General features: G+C 75.5%; 18 protein-coding genes and 1 tRNA gene. 11 read left to right on the forward strand and 8 right to left on the reverse strand.

Annotated elements, in window-relative coordinates; all coding sequences use genetic code 11:
• Positions 1 to 34: 34 nt before the first annotated feature.
• Positions 35 to 108, reverse strand: a tRNA-Ile gene (locus tag ACFXAM_RS14465).
• 187 nt (positions 109 to 295) lie between these two features.
• Between ACFXAM_RS14465 and ACFXAM_RS14470 the strand changes: the two genes are divergently transcribed.
• The 9 genes from ACFXAM_RS14470 (at position 296) to ACFXAM_RS14510 (ending at position 8955) form a co-directional block, all read left to right on the forward strand.
• Positions 296 to 2623, forward strand: coding sequence for a SpoIIE family protein phosphatase (locus ACFXAM_RS14470; protein ID WP_380290959.1), 2328 nt, complete (start codon positions 296 to 298; stop codon positions 2621 to 2623).
• A gap of 184 nt (positions 2624 to 2807) precedes the next feature.
• A complete protein-coding gene (locus tag ACFXAM_RS14475) occupies positions 2808 to 4367 on the forward strand; it encodes an ATP-binding protein (protein WP_380291048.1) in 1560 nt (519 codons plus the stop codon).
• Positions 4351 to 4764, forward strand: coding sequence for a roadblock/LC7 domain-containing protein (locus tag ACFXAM_RS14480; protein WP_380290961.1), 414 nt, complete (start codon positions 4351 to 4353; stop codon positions 4762 to 4764). The genes ACFXAM_RS14475 and ACFXAM_RS14480 overlap by 17 nt, the downstream gene beginning before the upstream one ends.
• Entirely contained in the window at positions 4761 to 5111 is a 351-nt protein-coding gene (locus tag ACFXAM_RS14485) for a DUF742 domain-containing protein (protein ID WP_380290963.1), read from the forward strand. The genes ACFXAM_RS14480 and ACFXAM_RS14485 overlap by 4 nt, the downstream gene beginning before the upstream one ends.
• Positions 5112 to 5127: 16 nt before the next feature.
• Positions 5128 to 5739 carry an ATP/GTP-binding protein gene (locus ACFXAM_RS14490; protein ID WP_380291050.1) on the forward strand — a complete coding sequence of 204 codons (612 nt, stop codon included), beginning with the start codon at positions 5128 to 5130 and terminating at the stop codon, positions 5737 to 5739.
• Entirely contained in the window at positions 5736 to 7328 is a 1593-nt protein-coding gene (locus tag ACFXAM_RS14495; RefSeq protein WP_380290965.1) for a cytochrome P450, read from the forward strand. Before ACFXAM_RS14490 ends, ACFXAM_RS14495 begins: the two co-directional genes overlap by 4 nt.
• Positions 7325 to 8410, forward strand: coding sequence for a cytochrome P450 (locus ACFXAM_RS14500; RefSeq protein WP_380290967.1), 1086 nt, complete (start codon positions 7325 to 7327; stop codon positions 8408 to 8410). Before ACFXAM_RS14495 ends, ACFXAM_RS14500 begins: the two co-directional genes overlap by 4 nt.
• Positions 8411 to 8440: 30 nt before the next feature.
• Positions 8441 to 8707: a hypothetical protein gene (locus ACFXAM_RS14505; RefSeq protein WP_380290969.1), complete on the forward strand. Its 267-nt coding sequence runs from the start codon at positions 8441 to 8443 to the stop codon at positions 8705 to 8707.
• Positions 8704 to 8955, forward strand: coding sequence for a hypothetical protein (locus ACFXAM_RS14510; RefSeq protein WP_380290971.1), 252 nt, complete (start codon positions 8704 to 8706; stop codon positions 8953 to 8955). Before ACFXAM_RS14505 ends, ACFXAM_RS14510 begins: the two co-directional genes overlap by 4 nt.
• On the opposite strand, the gene ACFXAM_RS14515 is transcribed toward ACFXAM_RS14510, so the two are convergent.
• The gene (locus ACFXAM_RS14515; RefSeq protein ID WP_380290973.1) at positions 8945 to 9769 is read right to left on the reverse strand and encodes an isocitrate lyase/phosphoenolpyruvate mutase family protein; all 825 of its coding nucleotides are present in this window, start codon (positions 9767 to 9769) and stop codon (positions 8945 to 8947) included. The two genes, ACFXAM_RS14510 and ACFXAM_RS14515, sit on opposite strands and share 11 nt — an antisense overlap.
• 13 nt (positions 9770 to 9782) lie before the next feature.
• Positions 9783 to 10280: a carboxymuconolactone decarboxylase family protein gene (locus tag ACFXAM_RS14520; RefSeq protein WP_380290975.1), complete on the reverse strand. Its 498-nt coding sequence runs from the start codon at positions 10278 to 10280 to the stop codon at positions 9783 to 9785.
• A 246-nt stretch (positions 10281 to 10526) separates the two neighbouring features.
• On the opposite strand from ACFXAM_RS14520, the gene ACFXAM_RS14525 reads away from it, so the two are divergent.
• Positions 10527 to 11318, forward strand: coding sequence for an NRDE family protein (locus tag ACFXAM_RS14525; protein WP_380290977.1), 792 nt, complete (start codon positions 10527 to 10529; stop codon positions 11316 to 11318).
• 207 nt (positions 11319 to 11525) lie between these two features.
• Positions 11526 to 12056 (forward strand): GNAT family N-acetyltransferase, encoded by a 531-nt coding sequence (locus ACFXAM_RS14530; RefSeq protein ID WP_380290979.1) that lies wholly within the window; start codon positions 11526 to 11528, stop codon positions 12054 to 12056.
• 27 nt (positions 12057 to 12083) lie between these two features.
• Here the strand turns inward: ACFXAM_RS14530 and ACFXAM_RS14535 are convergent, their stop codons facing one another.
• From ACFXAM_RS14535 to ACFXAM_RS14555, 5 genes are all read right to left on the reverse strand, one after another.
• Complete coding sequence (locus ACFXAM_RS14535) at positions 12084 to 12728, reverse strand: response regulator (RefSeq protein WP_380290981.1); 645 nt, start codon at positions 12726 to 12728, stop codon at positions 12084 to 12086.
• A 4-nt stretch (positions 12729 to 12732) separates the two neighbouring features.
• A complete protein-coding gene (locus ACFXAM_RS14540; RefSeq protein WP_380290983.1) occupies positions 12733 to 13920 on the reverse strand; it encodes a sensor histidine kinase in 1188 nt (395 codons plus the stop codon).
• A gap of 5 nt (positions 13921 to 13925) precedes the next feature.
• Positions 13926 to 16181 carry an MMPL family transporter gene (locus ACFXAM_RS14545; RefSeq protein ID WP_380290985.1) on the reverse strand — a complete coding sequence of 752 codons (2256 nt, stop codon included), beginning with the start codon at positions 16179 to 16181 and terminating at the stop codon, positions 13926 to 13928.
• Positions 16182 to 16389: 208 nt separating this feature from the next.
• A complete protein-coding gene (locus tag ACFXAM_RS14550; protein ID WP_380290986.1) occupies positions 16390 to 16611 on the reverse strand; it encodes a hypothetical protein in 222 nt (73 codons plus the stop codon).
• Positions 16608 to 16835: a hypothetical protein gene (locus tag ACFXAM_RS14555; RefSeq protein ID WP_380290988.1), complete on the reverse strand. Its 228-nt coding sequence runs from the start codon at positions 16833 to 16835 to the stop codon at positions 16608 to 16610. The genes ACFXAM_RS14550 and ACFXAM_RS14555 overlap by 4 nt, the downstream gene beginning before the upstream one ends.
• Positions 16836 to 16838 lie beyond the last annotated feature (3 nt).

A 16838-nucleotide genomic window follows, 5' to 3' on the forward strand; every position in this document is an offset into this window, starting at 1 on the left:
GGAGCGGGATCGCTCCGGGCCCTTCGGCGTGGTGTGGGGCTAACAGGACTTGAACCTGTGGCCTCTTCCTTATCAGGGAAGCGCTCTAACCGTCTGAGCTATAGCCCCGTACCCTCGGCCCCGCCTGCACGGCGGGACGTCGTACGGAGAAGGGTACCGGACCCGGCGGGGGTGCTCGCACACCGGGGAAACCCGGTGCCCCGGGACCTGCCGTTCGCCCCACGCCTCACCCACTTAAGAAATAAGGTATTAAGAATTAACTGCCCCATAAGGAACCGGAGAGGCCGGCCGTCCCGTGGACCCGCGCAGCAGCCCCACCGCGCGCAGTGCCATGCGCTGCGTCCGCTTATTGCTCGGCTGCACCAGCGCCGCCGAACTGCTCGGCACCGTGCTGGCCGAGGGCCCGGGCTGGATCACCGGCGAGGGCTCGGCGCTCTACCTGCTGGACCCCGCCGGGATGCTCCGGCTGTCCGCCTCCCACGGCCTGCCCGACTGGGCCCACGAGCGCTACAGCGTGGTCGACCCGGCCAGTGAGCTGCCCGCCGCGATGGCCCTGAAGCTGCGCCGCCCCTATCTGCTGAGCCCCGAACGCACCAGCGTCGACTACCCCAACCGGAACGCCGGGATGGGCACCGGGATGGTCGCCATCGTCACGCTGCCGATGGTCGTCGACGAGCGGCCGATCGGCGTGCTCGCCCTCGCCCTCGCCCACCGGGGGATCGTCCCGCGCCGCGACCTGGACGTGCTGGAGACCCTCGCCGACGCCTGCGCGCACCGGCTGGCGTACCTGCTGGACCACGCCGGGGCGCCCGGGGCGCCCGGAGCGCCGCGCACCGGCGGGGCCGCGCCGAACGGGGTCCGCCCCGGTCCCGCGAGCTGCGGCGACCCGGCCGCCGGGACGGCCCACCCGCTGCTCTCGCTCGCCGTCCGGGCCGCCGGGCACGGCGCCTTCGAACGCGACCTGGTCACCGGCGAGACCCACTGGGACGCCCAGGCGCTCCGGCTGGTCGGCCGGCCCGCGCCGCAGGACGGCGGCCCGGCCCCCGCGCCCGACCTCGACCTCGTCGTCCACCCCGAGGACCTGCCGGACGTCCAGGCCGCGCTCGCCGAGGCGCTCGCCACCGGCGGGCCGTACCGGATCCGCTACCGGGTGCCGCGCCGGGGCGGCGGGGTGATCCGGATCGAGGAGACCGGCGAGGTCATGCTGGACGTGCACCGCCGGCCGGTGCGGATCTCCGGGCTGATCGCCGACCTCGACCACGGCCGCGCCCCCGGTGAGCGCCCCGCGGGCGGACGGTCCGGGCGGTCGGCCGGGGCCGCCGAGCGGGCGGCCGTCGTCGGGACGTCCGCCGCCGGGGCCCGCTCGGCGCTGCTGCTGGCGCTCACCCGGGCGCTGTCCCGGGCGGTCACCGTCCGGGACGTCACCACGGCCGTGACCGACATCGCCCGGCCCGCCTTCGGGGCGGCCAGCATCGTGCTCGACCTGGTCGACGAGGGCCGGCTGCTGCCCGTCGCGCACACCGTCTACGGCGGTCCCCTGCGCACCGAGCTGACCCGGCTGGCCGACCTGTCCGAGGGCGTGATGCAGCGCGCGCTGGCCCGGTCGGCCCCGCTGTTCAGCGAGCCGGCCCGGCGCGGCCGGGGCCGGGACCGCGAGCGCCCGCCGGGGGCGGGCAGCACCGGGGGCGGCGGTCCGCTCGCCCCGGGCGCCTGGGCGGTGCTGCCGCTGGTCGCCTCCGGCCGGCAGGTCGGCTCCTGTCTGATCACCTTCGCCACCGAGCGGATCTTCAGCCGCGAGGACCGCACCCTCTACTCCGCCTTCGCCGGCATCCTCGCGCAGTCCCTGGAACGCGCCCGCCTCTACGACACCCACCACCACCGGGCCACCGAGCTGCAGCGCGCGATGCTGCCGCGCACCCTGCCCCGGCTGCCCGGGATCGCCAGCGCCGCCCGCTACCTGCCGAGCACCGAGGGCATGCAGATCGGCGGCGACTGGTACGACCTGCTGCGGCTGCCGGACGGCCGGATCGGCCTGGTGATCGGCGACGTCCAGGGCCACAACGCCGAGGCCACCGCGGTGATGGGCCAGCTGCGCAGCGGTCTGCGCGCGTACGCGACCGACGGGCACGATCCGGCCGCCACGCTGGCCCGGACCAGCCGGCTGCTCGCCGAGCTGGACACCGAGCTGTTCGCCACCTGCCTCTACCTGACCCTGGACCCGGCCGACGGCACGCTGCGGGCCGCCCGCGCCGGGCACCCGGCCCCGGTCCGGATCACCGAGGACGCCAAGGCGGTGGAGCTGGAGCTGCCCGGCGGCCCGCCGCTGGGCGTCGCCCCGGACCGGCCGTACCCGCTGGCGGTGGAGCACCTGACGCCCGGCGAGACGCTGCTCGTCTACACCGACGGCCTGGTGGAGGACCGCGAGGAGGACTACGACGAGTCGGTGCAGCGGATGCTCGGCGGACTGGAGCTGTGGGCGCGCAACGCCGGTCCGGTACGGGTGGAGCCCGGTCCGGCGCTGGAGAGATTGGCCGATCTGCTCACCCTGAACGTCACCGAACGGCGTTCGCGCCCGGACGACGTCGCGTTGCTGCTGTTGCACCGGTTGTCGGCTGTGCACTAGCGGGGCGGGTGGGACACCGGTCGACGGTCCACGGACGGCCCACGGACGGCCCACGGGGCGCCCGATCGGGCCCGAAGCAGTACGGATTGGCGCGGTATTGACAGGATATCGACGAGATCCGGTCACTTGGCGAGATCCGTTCACACCTTCGTAGGATCATCGCCCTAGAATTCGCCGCGTGACGATGACTCAGTGGTGCGCAACGGCAACAGGCGTGCTCGCCGTCCTCGCCCTCGTGGCCGCCGCCCGCTACCGCGCGGTCGCCGCCACCCAGCGCCGCCGGGCCGGCGACCAGCAGCGCGAGATCGCCGCCCTGCGCGACCGGCTGACCAGCGAACTCTCCCGCCGCAGCGCCGAACTGGCCGCCGTCCAGCACGAACAGGAGCTCACCGCCTCCACCCAGCGGGCCTTCCTCAGCGTCGCCCGCCGGATCCTGGTGATGGCCCACGACCAGCAGGCCCTGCTGGACGAGATGGAGCGCACCCACGACGACCCGGCCCTGCTGGAGGGCCTGCTCAAGGCCGACCACGCCGCCGCCCAACAGGCCCGCCTCGCCCAGACGCTGGCCGTGCTCTGCGGCGCCCGGGCCGGCCGGCACTGGCCCGAGCCGGTCTCGCTGGAGGACGTCGTGCGCGGCGCCCAGTCGCGCATCCTGCCCTTCCAGCGGGTGATGATCCGCAGCCGGATCGAGACCGCCGTGGTCGGCGCGGCCGCCGAGGCGCTGATCCACGCGGTGGCCGAGCTGCTCGACAACGCCACCCGCTACTCCCCGCCCAGCACCCAGGTGTTCGTCACCCTGATGCCCGTGCACAACGGCGCCGTCATCGAGATCGACGACGGCGGCGTCGGCATGCCCGAGCAGGCCGTGGCCAAGGCCTCCGCCGCCCTGGCGGGCGGTTCCACGGTGGAGATCTCCCGGCTCGGCGAGGTGCCGCAGCTCGGCCTGGCCGCCGTCGGCCGGCTCGCCGAGCAGTACGGGTTCCGGGTCACCCTCAGCTCCGCGCCCTCGCCCTACGGCGGGGTGCGGGTCGTGGTGCTGCTGCCGAACGCGCTGCTCACCGAGCCGCTGCCGCCGACCGTGCCGGGCCTCGGCGCGGGCGACGCGGTGTTCGGCGGCGGACCGCGCCGCCCCGGCCCGCCGCCGGCCGCGACCGACCGGGGCACCGGGTACGGAGCGGCGCCGGCCCGGCCCGGCCAGGGCGCGGCCGCCCCGTACGACCCGGCCCGGGCGACCGGCCACCCGCCCGCGTACCCGCCGGTCAGCGGCTACCCGCCGGCCGTCACCCCGCCCGCCGCGCCCCGGACCGGCGACGCTCCCGGGGCCGGCGCCCCGGGGGACGGCGCCCCGGCGTACGGCGCCACCCCGCCGCCGCTGCCCCGCCGGAGCCACCGGCGCGGCCGTGCCGCCTCCCGGCACGCGGCCGGCTCCGCCGCCACCCCGCCGCCTCCGCCGTACCGCTCGGCGCAGCAGGCCCAGGCGTTCATGTCGATGTTCCAGGCCGGAACCGCCAGCGGCCGTTCGGCCGCCCGGGCCAACTCCCAGGCCCAGACGGCGTACCAGGCCAGGGCCGGGGCCGAGGCCGGTCAGCAGGACCGGGCCCGCCCCCGCGGCCCGTTCGGCCAGGACCAGGGCGGTCCCCTCCCCTCGGGCCACTCCCCGGCCCCCGCCCCGCACGACCCTTCCCTTCCCGCTTCCCCCCAGCTTCCCCAGCGCTCCGGAGAGTTCCATGACCACCACCCCTGACCTCGGCTGGCTGCTCGCCGACATCATCAACGTCCCCGAGGTCCAGCACGCCGTCGTGGTGTCCAACGACGGCCTGGAGATCGGGCGCAGCGAGGGCATCGTCCGCGAGGACGCCGAGCGGCTCGCCGCCGCCTGCTCCGGCCTGCAGTCGCTGGCCCGCGGCGTCGCCCAGGGCTTCGGCGGTCACCACAGCTCCACCCGGCAGATCATCATCGAGTACGGCGGCGGCTACCTCTTCATCGTCGCCGCCGGGGCCGGCGCCCACCTGGCCGTGGTGACCGGCGAGGCCGTCGACGCCGGCCTGGTCGCCTACCAGATGCAGGTCCTCGTCGAGCGGATCGGCACCCACCTCACCAGCCCGCCGCGCGCCGACCTCGCGGCGGGGGGCCACCGGTGAGCGGCGGCCCGGTCCGCCCCTACGTCATCACCGGCGGCCGCAGCCGCTCCACCCGCCCCGAGCTGGCGGTCGAGAGCCTGGTCAGCGCCTTACCGGAGCGGCCCGAACTGCCCGAGGACGCGCTGCTCAACCGTGAGCACCAGCGCATTGTCGACCTCTGCCGCAGCCTGCTGTCGATCGCCGAGGTGGCGGCCCACCTGGGGCTGCCGCTCGGCGTCGTCAAGGTGCTGGTCGGCGACCTCTGGGACCTCGGCGCCGTCCAGGTGCTCCCGCCCGTCCCGCAGGCCGAGCGTCTGCCCACCACTCTCCTGGAAGAGGTGCTCGTTGGCCTCCGCCAACTCCGCTGACCCGCTCGCCGGCCCGGTGGCCGACGCGTCCTTCGGCCCGCCCGCCGAGCCCCAGTACCTGCCGCCGTCCGTCCAGGGCGCGGTGAAGATCCTCGTCACCGGCCCGTTCGGGGTCGGCAAGACCACCCTGGTCGGCTCGCTCAGCGAGATCACCCCGCTGCGCACCGAGGAGACCATGACGGCGGCGAGCGCCGGCGTGGACGACCTCACCGGGCGCGGCGACAAGAGCACCACCACGGTGGCGCTGGACTTCGGCCGGATCACCCTCAACCGGCGGCTCGCGCTGTACCTGTTCGGCACGCCCGGCCAGCAGCGGTTCTGGCCGCTCTGGGACGACCTGTCGCGCGGCGCGCTGGGCGCGATCGCCATGGTCGACCTGCGCCGCCCGGACGAGAGCTTCGACGTGCTCGGCCGGCTGGAGGAGCAGCAGATCCCGTTCGCCGTCGCGGTCAACACCTTCCCGGACTCCCCGAGTTACCCGGAGGAGGAGATCCGGGCCGCGCTGGACCTGCTGCCCGGGGCGCCGGTGCTGTACTGCGACGCCCGGGACCGCCGGGCGGCGTACGACCTGCTGATCGACTTCGTCGACCACCTGCACCGCACCGCCGTCCTGGAGCTGGAGCGATGACCCTTCCCGAGCCCGCCGGCACGGCCGCCGTCCCGCCCCCGGGGTGCCCCGCGCACGCGGGCGGGACGCCCGGCGCCGCGACCCACCGCGGGACGCTGCCCGGCGGGCTGCCCGTCGGGGTGCCGCTCACCCCGCTGTACGGCGCCGCCGTCGCCGACGACCCGCACGGCCTGTACGCCCGGCTGCGCGCCCAGTACGGCCCGGTGGCGCCGATCGAGCTGGAGCCGGGGGTGGAGGCCTGGCTCGTCCTCGGCTACCCCGAGCTGCTCGAACTCACCCGCAACGAGGCGCTGTTCTCCAAGGACTCGCGCCGCTGGCGGGTGCCCGCCGAGGGCCGGCTGGCCGCGGACTCGCGGCTCCAGCCGATGACCTCCTGGCGCCCGACCCTGCTCAACCTGGACGGTGCCGAGCACCAGCGGCTGCGCGCGGCCGTCGCCGACACCCTCGCCCAGATCGACCACCGGCAGCTGCGCGGGACCACCGAGTCCGCCGCCGATGCGCTGATCGACAGCTGGGGCCCGGACGGCACCGCCGACCTGGTCGCCCAGTACGCGCGCCGGCTGCCGCTGCTGGTCTTCACCCAGCTGCTCGGCCTGCCCCCCGAGGCCGGCCCGCACCTCATCCGGCTGATCAGCCACATCGCCGACAGCGGCGCCGAATCGGTGCGCGCCAACCAGGAGTTCCAGGCCGTCCTGGTCGACCTGGTGCAGCGCCGCCGGGCCACCCCCAGTGCCGACCTCACCTCCTGGCTGCTGGCCCACCCGGCCGCGCTGACCGACGAGGAGGCGGTGCACCACCTGGTGGTGATGATGGTCGCGGGGAACGAGACCACCATCTGCTGGACCGGCAACACGCTGCGGCTGCTGCTCACCGACCGCCGTTTCCGGGCCACCCTCACCGGCGGCCGGCTGACCGTCGCCGACGCGCTGGAGGAGGTGCTCTGGCGCGACCCGCCGACGCAGAACTTCCCCGGCCGCTGGGCCACCGGCGACACCGTCCTCGGCGGCCAGTACATCAGCGAGGGCGACATGCTGGTGCTCGGTCTGGCCGCGGCCAACGCCGACCCGGCCGCCCAGGGGCCCGGCGCGCTCGGCCACGGCGCGCTCGGCGGCAACCGGGCGCACCTGGCGTGGGGCGCGGGCAAGCACGTCTGCCCGGCCCAGCACCCGGCCCGGATCATCGTCGAGACCGCCGTCGAGACCCTGCTGCACCGGCTGCCGGACCTCCAGCTGGCCGTGCCGGCCCATGAGCTGGCCTGGCGTCCGTCCCCCTGGTCGCGCGCCCTGATCAGCCTTCCGGTGCTCTACAGCGCCTTCACCCCGCCCCGCCCGCCCGCCCCCGAGAGGCCCTCCGCATGGACACCGCCGCCGATACCGGCAGACCAGGAACCGACCGTCACGCCGGACCCGGCGCAGGGGGCGCGGACGCCGGAGGGGACACCGGCGGCGCCGGCCTTCGGGGCGGGCGGCCCGGACCCGTCCGGCTCGACGCCCTCGGACGCGACCAGCACGGGGAGAACGCCCGCCTCCGGGAAGCCGGCCCGGCGGTCCTGGTGGAGCTCCCTGGCGGGGTGGTGGTCTGGGCAGTGACCCACCACGACACCCTGCAAGGCCTGCTCGCCGACCCGCGCGTCGGCAAGAACCCGCAGCTGTGGACGACCTTCCGGGAGGGGCGGCTGCCCGAGGGCTGGCCGCTGATCACCTTCGTCACCGTCCCCGGCATGATCACCGCCGACGGCGAGGACCACCGGCGGCTGCGCGGCCTGGTCACCCAGGCGTTCACGCCGCGCCGGATCGCCGCCCTGCAGCCCGCGATCGAGGCCCGGGCGACCGCGCTGCTCGACCGGACCGCCGGGCTGGAGGGCGCCTTCGACCTGCGCGAGCACTTCGCCTACCCGCTGCCGATGCAGGTGATAGGCGAGCTGCTCGGCCTGCCGCCCCGGCAGCAGGACGAGCTGCACGAGCTCTCCGACACCCTGGTCTCCAGCTCCGCGACGCCCGAGGCCGCCGTCGCCGCGCAGCGGTCGCTGTTCGCGCTGCTCTCCTCGGTGGTCGCCGCCAAGCGGGCCGAGCCCGGCGACGACCTCACCACCGCCCTCATCGCCGCGCGCGAGGACGACGACCGGCTCAGCGAGAGCGAGCTGGTCGGCACCCTGCTGCTGATGCTGGTGGCGGGCCACGAGACCACGCTCAACCTCATCACCAACGCGGTCCGCGCCCTGCTCGCCCACCCCGGGCAGCTGCGGCTGGTGCTGGACGGCACCGTGCCGTGGTCGGCGGTCGTCGAGGAGACGCTGCGCCACGACTCGCCGGTCGGCCAGTTCCCGCTGCGCTACGCGACCGAGGACATCCCGGTCGGGGACGTGGTGATCCGGCGGGGCGAGGCGCTGCTCGCCTCCTACGCGGCCGCCGGGCGCGACGGCGCCCACCACCCGGACGCCGACCGCTTCGACGTCACCCGGCAGCCGAACCGGCACCTGTCCTTCGGGCACGGCCCGCACTTCTGCCTCGGCTCCGGGCTCGCCCGACTGGAGGCGGAGACGGCGCTGCGGCTGCTGTTCGAGCGCTACCCGGCGCTGGCGCTCGCGGACGGGCCGGCGCCGGAGCCGATCGGGTCGTTCGTCAGCAACAGCGTGCGCACGCTGCGGGTGACCGCCCGGGCCGCGCGGTGACCGAGGGCGGCCCGGGTCGTTGGGGGGTTCATGAAGAAACTCGCCACCCTGGCCGCCCTCACCCTGGCCGGTCTCGCCGCCGCCGCGCCCGCCGCGTCCGCCGCCACCTCGACCGCGTCCTCCCCGGACGCGCTCGGCGGGCTGTCCAACGGACTCACCGTCTCCCCCGCCGACCTCGTCATCCACAAGGCGAAGGACCTGCCGCTGGTCGGCAGGGCCGCCACCGAGATCGAGGCCATCGGCACCGGCCAGCTGACCCACCCGGGCCTCAGCGGCCAGATCGGGCAGGGCCTGTGACCGGCGCGCGGCGGCCCGCCGCGCTCGCCCTGGCCGCGCTGGCGCTGTCCGTCGCGCCGGCGCCCGCCTTCGCGGCCGAGCCCCCGGCGGCCCTCCCGTCCGCCGGGGACTTCGGAGCCGCCGCGTCCTGCCTTCAGGAGGTGGCGGTCGTCCCGGCGCTCGGCAGCCACGCCGCCGGGCCGGCCCACTGCGCCAACGGCAGCGTGCTCGACCACGCCGTGGGCACGCTGGGCTCGCTCACCCGGTGACGTACAGCCCCTGCAGCTCCCGGTAGTCCAGCCCGCCGTCGAGCGCGGTGTACGTGCCGTCCGCGTACACCTCCTCGGCGGCGCGGCGCACCGCCGCGTACGCCGCCCGCGCCAGACCGGGCCCCAGGCTGACCCGGGCCACGCCGAGCGCCGCCAGCTCCGGCACGGCCGGCGCGCCCGGCCCGGCCAGCACGTTCAGCGGCGCCGGGACGGCCTCCACCAGCGCGGCGATCACCGCGGGGTCGGCCACCCCCGGCACGAAGACGCCGTCCGCGCCGGCCTCGGCATAGGCCCGCAGCCGGGCCACCGCCTCGTCCAACCGTCCTTCCGGCGCGCCGAGCTGCCGCAGGAACACATCGGTGCGGCCGTTGACGAACAGCGGCACGCCGGCCGCGTCCGCCGCCGCGCGGGCCGCCGCGATCCGCTCGGCCGCCTCGGCGGCGGGCCGGGCGCCGTCCTCCAGGTTGACGCCCACCGCGCCGGTGGCGAGCAGGGCGGCGACCGTCTCGCCGACCCCGGCGGCGGTGTCGGCGAACCCGCTCTCCAGGTCCGCGGTGACCGGCAGCGGCCCGGCCGCGCGGACCACCAGCGCGGTCTGCGCCAGCACCGCGTCCCGGTCGGCGGCGTCGCCGTCGGCGCTGCCGAGCGTCCAGCTGACACTGGCGCTGGCGGTGGCGACGGCCGGTGCCCCGGCGGCCGCGACCAGCCGGGCGCCGACCGCGTCCCAGACGTTGGCGAGCACCAACGGCTTCCCCGGGCGGTGGAGTTCGTGCAGACGGCGGGCCTTGTCCCGCTGCTCCGTCGACGTCGTCATCGCGTCCGCCCCCCTACTTCGCGGCCGGGCTGAGGCGGGAGGTCACGCCGATCCGGTTCCAGGAGTTGATGGTGATGATCAGCGCGATCAGCTGCGCCAGCTCGGCCGGCTCGAAGTGGGCGGCGGCCTCGTCGTAGACGGCGTCCGGCACGTGCCCCCGGGTCAGCAGGGTGATCGACTCGGTCAGCGCCAGGGCGGCGCGCTCCTTGGCGGTGAACCAGGAGGTCTCGCGCCAGGCGGGGAGGGAGAGCAGCCGGCGGTGCTGCTCGCCGTGCTCGACCGCGTCGGTGGAGTGCATGTCGATGCAGAACGAGCAGCCGTTGATCATCGAGGCGTGCACCTTGACCAGCTCCGCGAGCACCGGGTCCACGCCCTGACGGGCGGCGCGCTCCACGGCGAACATCGCCTTGTAGTACTCCGGCGCCAGGTCGGGCAGCGAGATCCGCTGGCTCGGGGCGGGTACGGCGGCGTCGGTGGTGGTCGGGGTGATCGTCCCGTTCGTGGTCGTCATGACCGCCAGCCTAGGAACACGGCGGCCCGCTGTCCCGGTACGTTCGGCCATCGGAATCGTGGGCCACTTCGGGCCCGGCGGCCGGGTGCGGGCAGCGATTCTGGCACGACCGGACGGTCGGGCGGAAGGGCCCGGGCCACTCCCGGGCCACTCCCGGGCCCCTCCCGGTCAACGAACGGGCGTGCGAGGATCGCGGGGAGGGCGGTGCGGCCGAGGTCAGGGGGACAGGACGTGTGCACGGCGTTCGTGAGCATCGAGCCGGCGTCGGCGGTGCCGGTGCTGCTGCTGTCGGTGCGGGACGAGTACGCCGGACGGCGGTGGGCGCCGCCCGGGCGCCACTGGCCCGCGCAGCCGTCGGCCGTCGGCGGGCTGGACCTGGTCGCGGGCGGGACGTGGCTCGCCGTGGAGCCGGGCGGCGCGGGCGCCCCGGGGCCCGTCGCCGCGTGCCTGCTGAACGGCTTCGGCACCCCGGCACCGGCGGAGGGCCGGCTCTCGCGCGGTGAACTGCCGCTGCTCGCCGTCCGGGGCGGCCGGATCGACGAACGGGACCTCGACCGGTACGACCCCTTCCACCTGGTGGTCCTCCGGCCGGCCGGCGCCCACGTGCTGAGCTGGGGCGGGAGCGGCGGCCGGCTCGTCGGGACGGAGCTGCCGGCCGGCCTGAGCGTGATCCTCAACGACGGGCCGGAGGGGCTGGCCGAGAGCCGCACCACCTCCGAGCGGATCCGCACCCTGATGGCCGCCCGCGCCGCCCACTTCCGCGCCCGCTTCGCCGCCGAACCCCGGCCCGAGCCCCGCCCCGGCGCCGCGACGGCCGAGCAGGCCTGGGGCGGCTGGCTGCCGATCGTCACCGGCGACGGCCTGGCGCTCGACGACTCGGCCGCCCTGGTCCAGCGGCGCGAGTTCGGCGACGGACGGCTCTGGGGGTCGTCCTCGATCTCCCTGCTCGCCCTCGGCGGCGGGGGCGTCCGCTACGACTTCGCCGCCGCCCCCGTGGAACCGGGTGGCCGCGCGGACTGGCGGCGGGTGGAGCCGTAGCCGACGCCCGGGGCCGGTCCTCCCGGTCACCGCCTGTCGGCTGCGGATCAGCGGGACCGTCGACGAACCGCTCGGCCGGAACTCCACGGTGGCACCGTCCGCCGATCTGCGTCGCGGTCGACGGGATCCCCCGGGCCGGCGCCGCGGGCAAGGCGCGGTCGGGCTCATCCGTTTGCCGGCGGACGGCCCGTCGGATAGGAAGTCGCCATGCTTCGAGGCGACAAGGTCGGGCTGCGGGCCCGGTACGAGGAAGACATCCCGGTCCTGCTGACCGAGCTCTACGACGACGTGGTCAACTCCGCGCGCTCCGAGGGCCGGCCGTGGCGGCCGATCACGCCCGGCTCGAAGGACTCCCGCCTCGTGGTGGACGACACGCAGCAGGCACACGTCCCGTTCTCCGTCGTGGAGTTGGAGGGCGGCACGCTGGTCGGCACGGCGACCCTGTGGGGCATCGACACCCACAACCGGACGGCGCACATCGGACTCGGCCTGCTGCCGTCCACCCGGGGCAGGGGCTACGGCACCGACGTGGTCGCGGTGCTCTGCCACTACGGCTTCGTGGTGCGCGGCCTGCAACGCCTGCAGATCGAGACGCTCGCCGACAACACCCCGATGCTGCGCGCCGCCGAGCACAACGGCTTCGTCCGCGAGGGCGTGCTGCGCTCCTCGGCCTGGGTCCTGGGCGCGTTCGTGGACCAGGTGGTCCTCGGCCTCCTCGCCGAGGAGTGGAAGGCCTGAGCACCGGAGGCGCGTGAAGGGCCGACCCTAGCGACGCTCCAGGAGGCCGCGGTCGAGGGCGGTGACGACCGCGTGGGTGCGGTCGTTGACGTCGAGCTTGGCGAAGATCCGCAGCAGATGGGTCTTCACGGTGGCCTCCGTGATGACCAGGCGGCGTCCGATCTCCACGTTGGACAGGCCGTCGGCGACGGCGGTCAGCACCTCCGTCTCGCGGGCGGTCAGCGCCACGGGGGCGGGGCGGCGCAGGCGGGCGACCAGGCGTTCGGCGACCCGGGGCGCCAGCACGGTCTCGCCCCTGGCCGCGGAGTGGATGGCGTCGACGAGCCGCTCGCGCGTGGTGTCCTTGAGCAGGTAGCCGATGGCCCCGGCCTCGACCGCGCGTTCGATCTCCTCATCGGTGTCGTACGTGGTCAGGATCAGCACGCGGGTGGCCGAGCGGGCGGCGGTGATCTCCGCGGTGGCGCTCGCCCCGTCGAGCACCGGCATCCGCAGGTCCAGCAGTGCCACGTCGGGCCGCAGGCCCGCGACGAGGTCGACGGCCGCCCGGCCGTCGCCGCCCTCGCCCACGACCTCCACGGTCGGCTCCGAGGCCAGCAGGGCGACCAGCCCGGCGCGCATCACGGTGTGGTCGTCGACCACGACGACGCGGACCTTGCGTGTTCCGGAGCCCATGGCGTCACCCCTGCCCGTGGGCCGGGACGGCGGCGAGCACCCGGGTGCCGTCGCCGGGCGAACTGGTCACGGTGAGCTCGCCACCGAGTTCGGCGAGCCGCCGGCGCATGCCGTTGAGCCCGAAACCGCGCGAGTCCCGCACCACGAACCCCTGCCCGTCGTCGGTGATCTCCAACTCGATGCCGTACGGGACCGGCCCGAGCACGACCGACACCTGGGAGGCGGCCGCGTGCTTGCGGATGTTGGCCAGCGACTCCTGGGTGCAGCGCAGCAGCGCGATCCGGGTCGGCCCGTCGCACGCGACCTCCGCCAGCTCCGCCGCCACGGGGAGCCCGGTGTCCTCGGTGAACCGCTCCAGGGTCCGGCGCAGGGCCGCGGCGACCGAGCCGGGGGCGAGCCCCGACGGCGGGGCCGAACCCACCAGCACCCGCGCCTCGGCGAGGTTCTCCCTGGCGGTCCGCTCGATCGAGAGCAACTGCTGGGCGGCCCGGCCGGGATCGGCGGCGAGACTCGACCCGGCCGCCTCCGCCAGCACGATGATCGAGGCGAAGCCCTGCGCGAGGGTGTCGTGGATCTCCCGGGCCAGCCGCTCCCGCTCCTCGGTGGCGCCCTGGAGCCGGTGCGCCTCCGCCAGGCGCAGCCGGGCGGCCTCCAGCTCCGCGCCCAGCCGGCCGGCGCGCTCGTCGCCCTGCTCGACGATCCGGACCACCCCGAGCCCGACGAGCACGCCCGCCAGCCAGCCGATCAGCGTGAAGACGACGTTGCCCGCCGCGAACTCCTGGGCGTCCCAGGCCTGGTGGCGGACGATGCCGGTCACGGTGGCCGCCGCGCCGGCCGCGCTGAGGGCGATCGCCCGGCGCGGGCTCCCGGCGAACAGCCAGAACTGCGGGAGGGAGACGATGAACAGCGCCGCGCCGTCGCCCCGGACGAGCGCGAGGGCCCCCATGCCGACGACGAGCGCGCCCAGGAAGGCCCGCGGCCGCAGCACCGGGCGGCCGGGTCGGACCACGACGCCCGCGTAGCAGAGGGCCAGCGCCGCCGACAGCCCGATCGACCAGGAGGTGGTGGCGCCGTCGTCACCGAGCACGGAGACGACCGGGGGGAGGACCCCCAGGACCACCCACACCACCACGTACCAGCGCCGGAGCGACCGTAACCGGAACCGGTCCTCGGACTGCGGAGGTCGAGTCATGACGATCAGCCTACGAGCGCCTGCCGGGAGCGCGGGCGGGGACGGGGGCGAGGACGCGGGCGGGGGCGCCGCGGCGGCCACCAGGCCGTGTCGCGGAGCAGCAGCAGGGCCGAGGGCAGCACCATGAGCCGGACCACCACGGCGTCCAGCAGCACGGCCACGGCCAGGCAGAAGCCCATCTGCTTCATCTCGGTGAGGTGCAGGGCGACGAAGGCCCCGAACACCGTCACCATCACGGCCGCCGCGCTGGTGACCACCCTGGCCGACCGGCCGATCCCGGCGAGGACCGCCTCGCGGGCCGGCATCCCGGCGCGCACGAACTCCTGGATCCGGCTGACCACGAACACCTGGTAGTCCATCGACAGGCCGAACAGGATCACGAAGAGGAACAGCGGCACCCGGGAGGCGATCGCGCCGAGCGAGTCGAAGGCGAGCAGGCCCTCGGCCCAGGTCCCCTGGAAGACCACGACCAGCAGGCCCAACGAGGCCGCGGCGGACAGCAGGTTGAGAACGACGCCGAGCAGGCCGAGGACCGGCGAGCGGAACGCCCGGAGGGTCATCAGGAAGGTGGCCAGCAGCAGGAGGCCGATGACCAGGGGCAGTGTCCCGCGCTCGTGGGCCACGTAGTCGCGGCCCCGGGCCACGTCCCCGCTCACCGCGCTCTCCGCACCGGCCAACGAACCGACGGTGGCGGGCAGGTGGGTCCGGCGGAGGTGGTCGAGGGAGGCGATCGCCTGGGAGGAGGAGGCGGGGAACGGGACGGCCAGTTCCAGCACGGTGACCCGGCCGTCGGCGGAGTGGCGCAGCACCGGTTCGGCGGTGGTGGCTCCGGCGAAGAGCGGGTCGGCCTGGGCGCGCCGGCCGAGGTCCGCCAGTGCCCGCTTCACCTCGGCGGCCCGCTCGGGGGCGGCGCGGGTGACGACCTCGTGCCTGGTCAGGAGCTCGGGGAAGGCGTGGGTGAGGCGGTCGTGGACCCGCATCGCGGGGATGTCGCGGGAGAAGGTGTCCCTGCCGGGGTCGACGAGCCGCAGGCCGAGGGCGGGCGCGGCCAGGCCGAGCATGAGGAGGGTCGAGAGGCAGAGGGTGAGCGCGGGGTGCCGCTGCGCGGGGCGGAGCAGGGCGCCGGCCAGGCGGCCCGGGCCGTCCGCCGTGCGCTTCGCCCGGCCCTTGGTCCTGCGCTCGGCGCGGCGTTCGGCGCGGCGTTCGGCGCGGCGTTCGGCGCGGCGTTCGGCGCGGCGTTCGGCGCGGCGTTCGGCGCGGCGGCCGATCGTCACCAGCAGGGCGGGCAGCACGGTGAGCGAACTCGCCACGGCGACCGCCACGACCAGGATCGTGCCCGTCGCGAGGGAGGAGAAGATGACGTCGGAGGCCAGGTAGAGGGTGGCGGTGGAGACGATCACGGCCAGACCGGAGACGACGACGGCCCGCCCCGCGGTGGCGGCCGCCAGCTCCACCAGCGCCTCCGGCGCGAGCCGCCCGCCGCTGCGGGCCCGCTCCTCGCGTTCACGCTCCAGGTGGAAGAGGGTGTAGTCGACGCCCACGGCCAGTCCGATGAGCAGGATCATGTTGGTTCCGACCCCGGCGTCGGGGACCAGGTGCGAGACCAGCATGGACAGGCCCAGGGCGGCGGCGATGGAGGAGAGCGCGAGCAGCAGCGGCACACAGGCCATCACCACCGAGCCGAAGACCAGCAGCAGGGTCACGAGCGTCACCGGGAGCGTGAGACGCTCGGAGAGCGCGAGGTCCTTCCCGCGCTGCTCGTTGACGCCCTTGCTGATGGAGGGCGAGCCGGTCTCCTCGATGATCAGCCCGGGGTGGGCGGCCTGCGCCTTCGCGGTCTGGTCGAGGAGCGGGACGACGTTCTTCTTTCCTTCGAGCTCGGGCCCCTTCAGGACCACGGAGACCCGGACGGCCTCGCCGTCCGGTGACCGCACGGGGTCGGCGACCTCGGCCACTTCGGGCAGTGCGCGCATGCGGGTGGTGATGTCCTGGGCCGCGACGGTGGCGGCGGTCGCGTCCAGCTTCCCGGAGGCGGGGCGGATGAGGATGTGTTCGACGGGCTTTCGTTCCAGTCCTCCCTGGGCGGCGATCGCCTCGGCACGCCCGGCCTCGCCGACCCGGTAGTCCTCGCTGGTGGCCTCGTTGGTGCCGACGGCGATCCCGGCGCCGAGGCAGAGGACGACGAAGACGAACCAGCCGACGATGGCGGTCCGGGCATGCCGGGCGCTCCAACGGGCCATCCGCACGGGGAGTTGATTCATACCGCCGATCCTCCGCAACCGGAGCCGGCTCGCGGCACGCCCGCCCGGTGGAACCTGCCGTCCACCGACCGGTGGACGGCCTGGGAAGTCGGACGGGCCGACTTCCCACGCCAGACAAGCTGCCGGCTACGGCGGAGACCATGAGCAAGGGCGGAGCCCGAGCAGCGTAGGAAGTCGGACGGGCCGACTTCCTACGCCGGGCGAGCGGTCAGTTGGGGTGGGTGTGCCAGTAGTGGTGGAGGGCGCGGGCGAGGGCGGAGTTGGTGAGGAGGGTCGCCGCGCAGAGGAGCAGGAGGAAGAGGAGGTTCGCCGCACCCGGGGTGTGGGGGCGGAGCGGGCGGGTGGCGAGGGCGGCCATCGCCGCGCCGGCCGCCACGGAGGCGGCCGAGGTGGCGAGGAGGAGTGCCCTCGGGGGTCGGGGGCGGCTCACGGGGTGGTGGCCTGGCTGCGGGGCGGGGTGAGGGAGACGTATTCGGGGCGGGTCGTCCACTCGATGCCGCCGCCGACCGGGCGGAGGTAGAGGCGTCCGCCGATGGTGTCCATGTAGACGCCGGTGCGGTGGGTTCGGCGGTCGTGGACGATCGGCAACTTCTCGCGGGCCACCGCGACTACCGTCCAGTGGAGGATTTCCTGGCACGATTCGATGAGACGCACAGG

Source organism: Kitasatospora sp. NPDC059462 (assembly GCF_042749955.1).
Taxonomy (GTDB): domain Bacteria; phylum Actinomycetota; class Actinomycetes; order Streptomycetales; family Streptomycetaceae; genus Kitasatospora.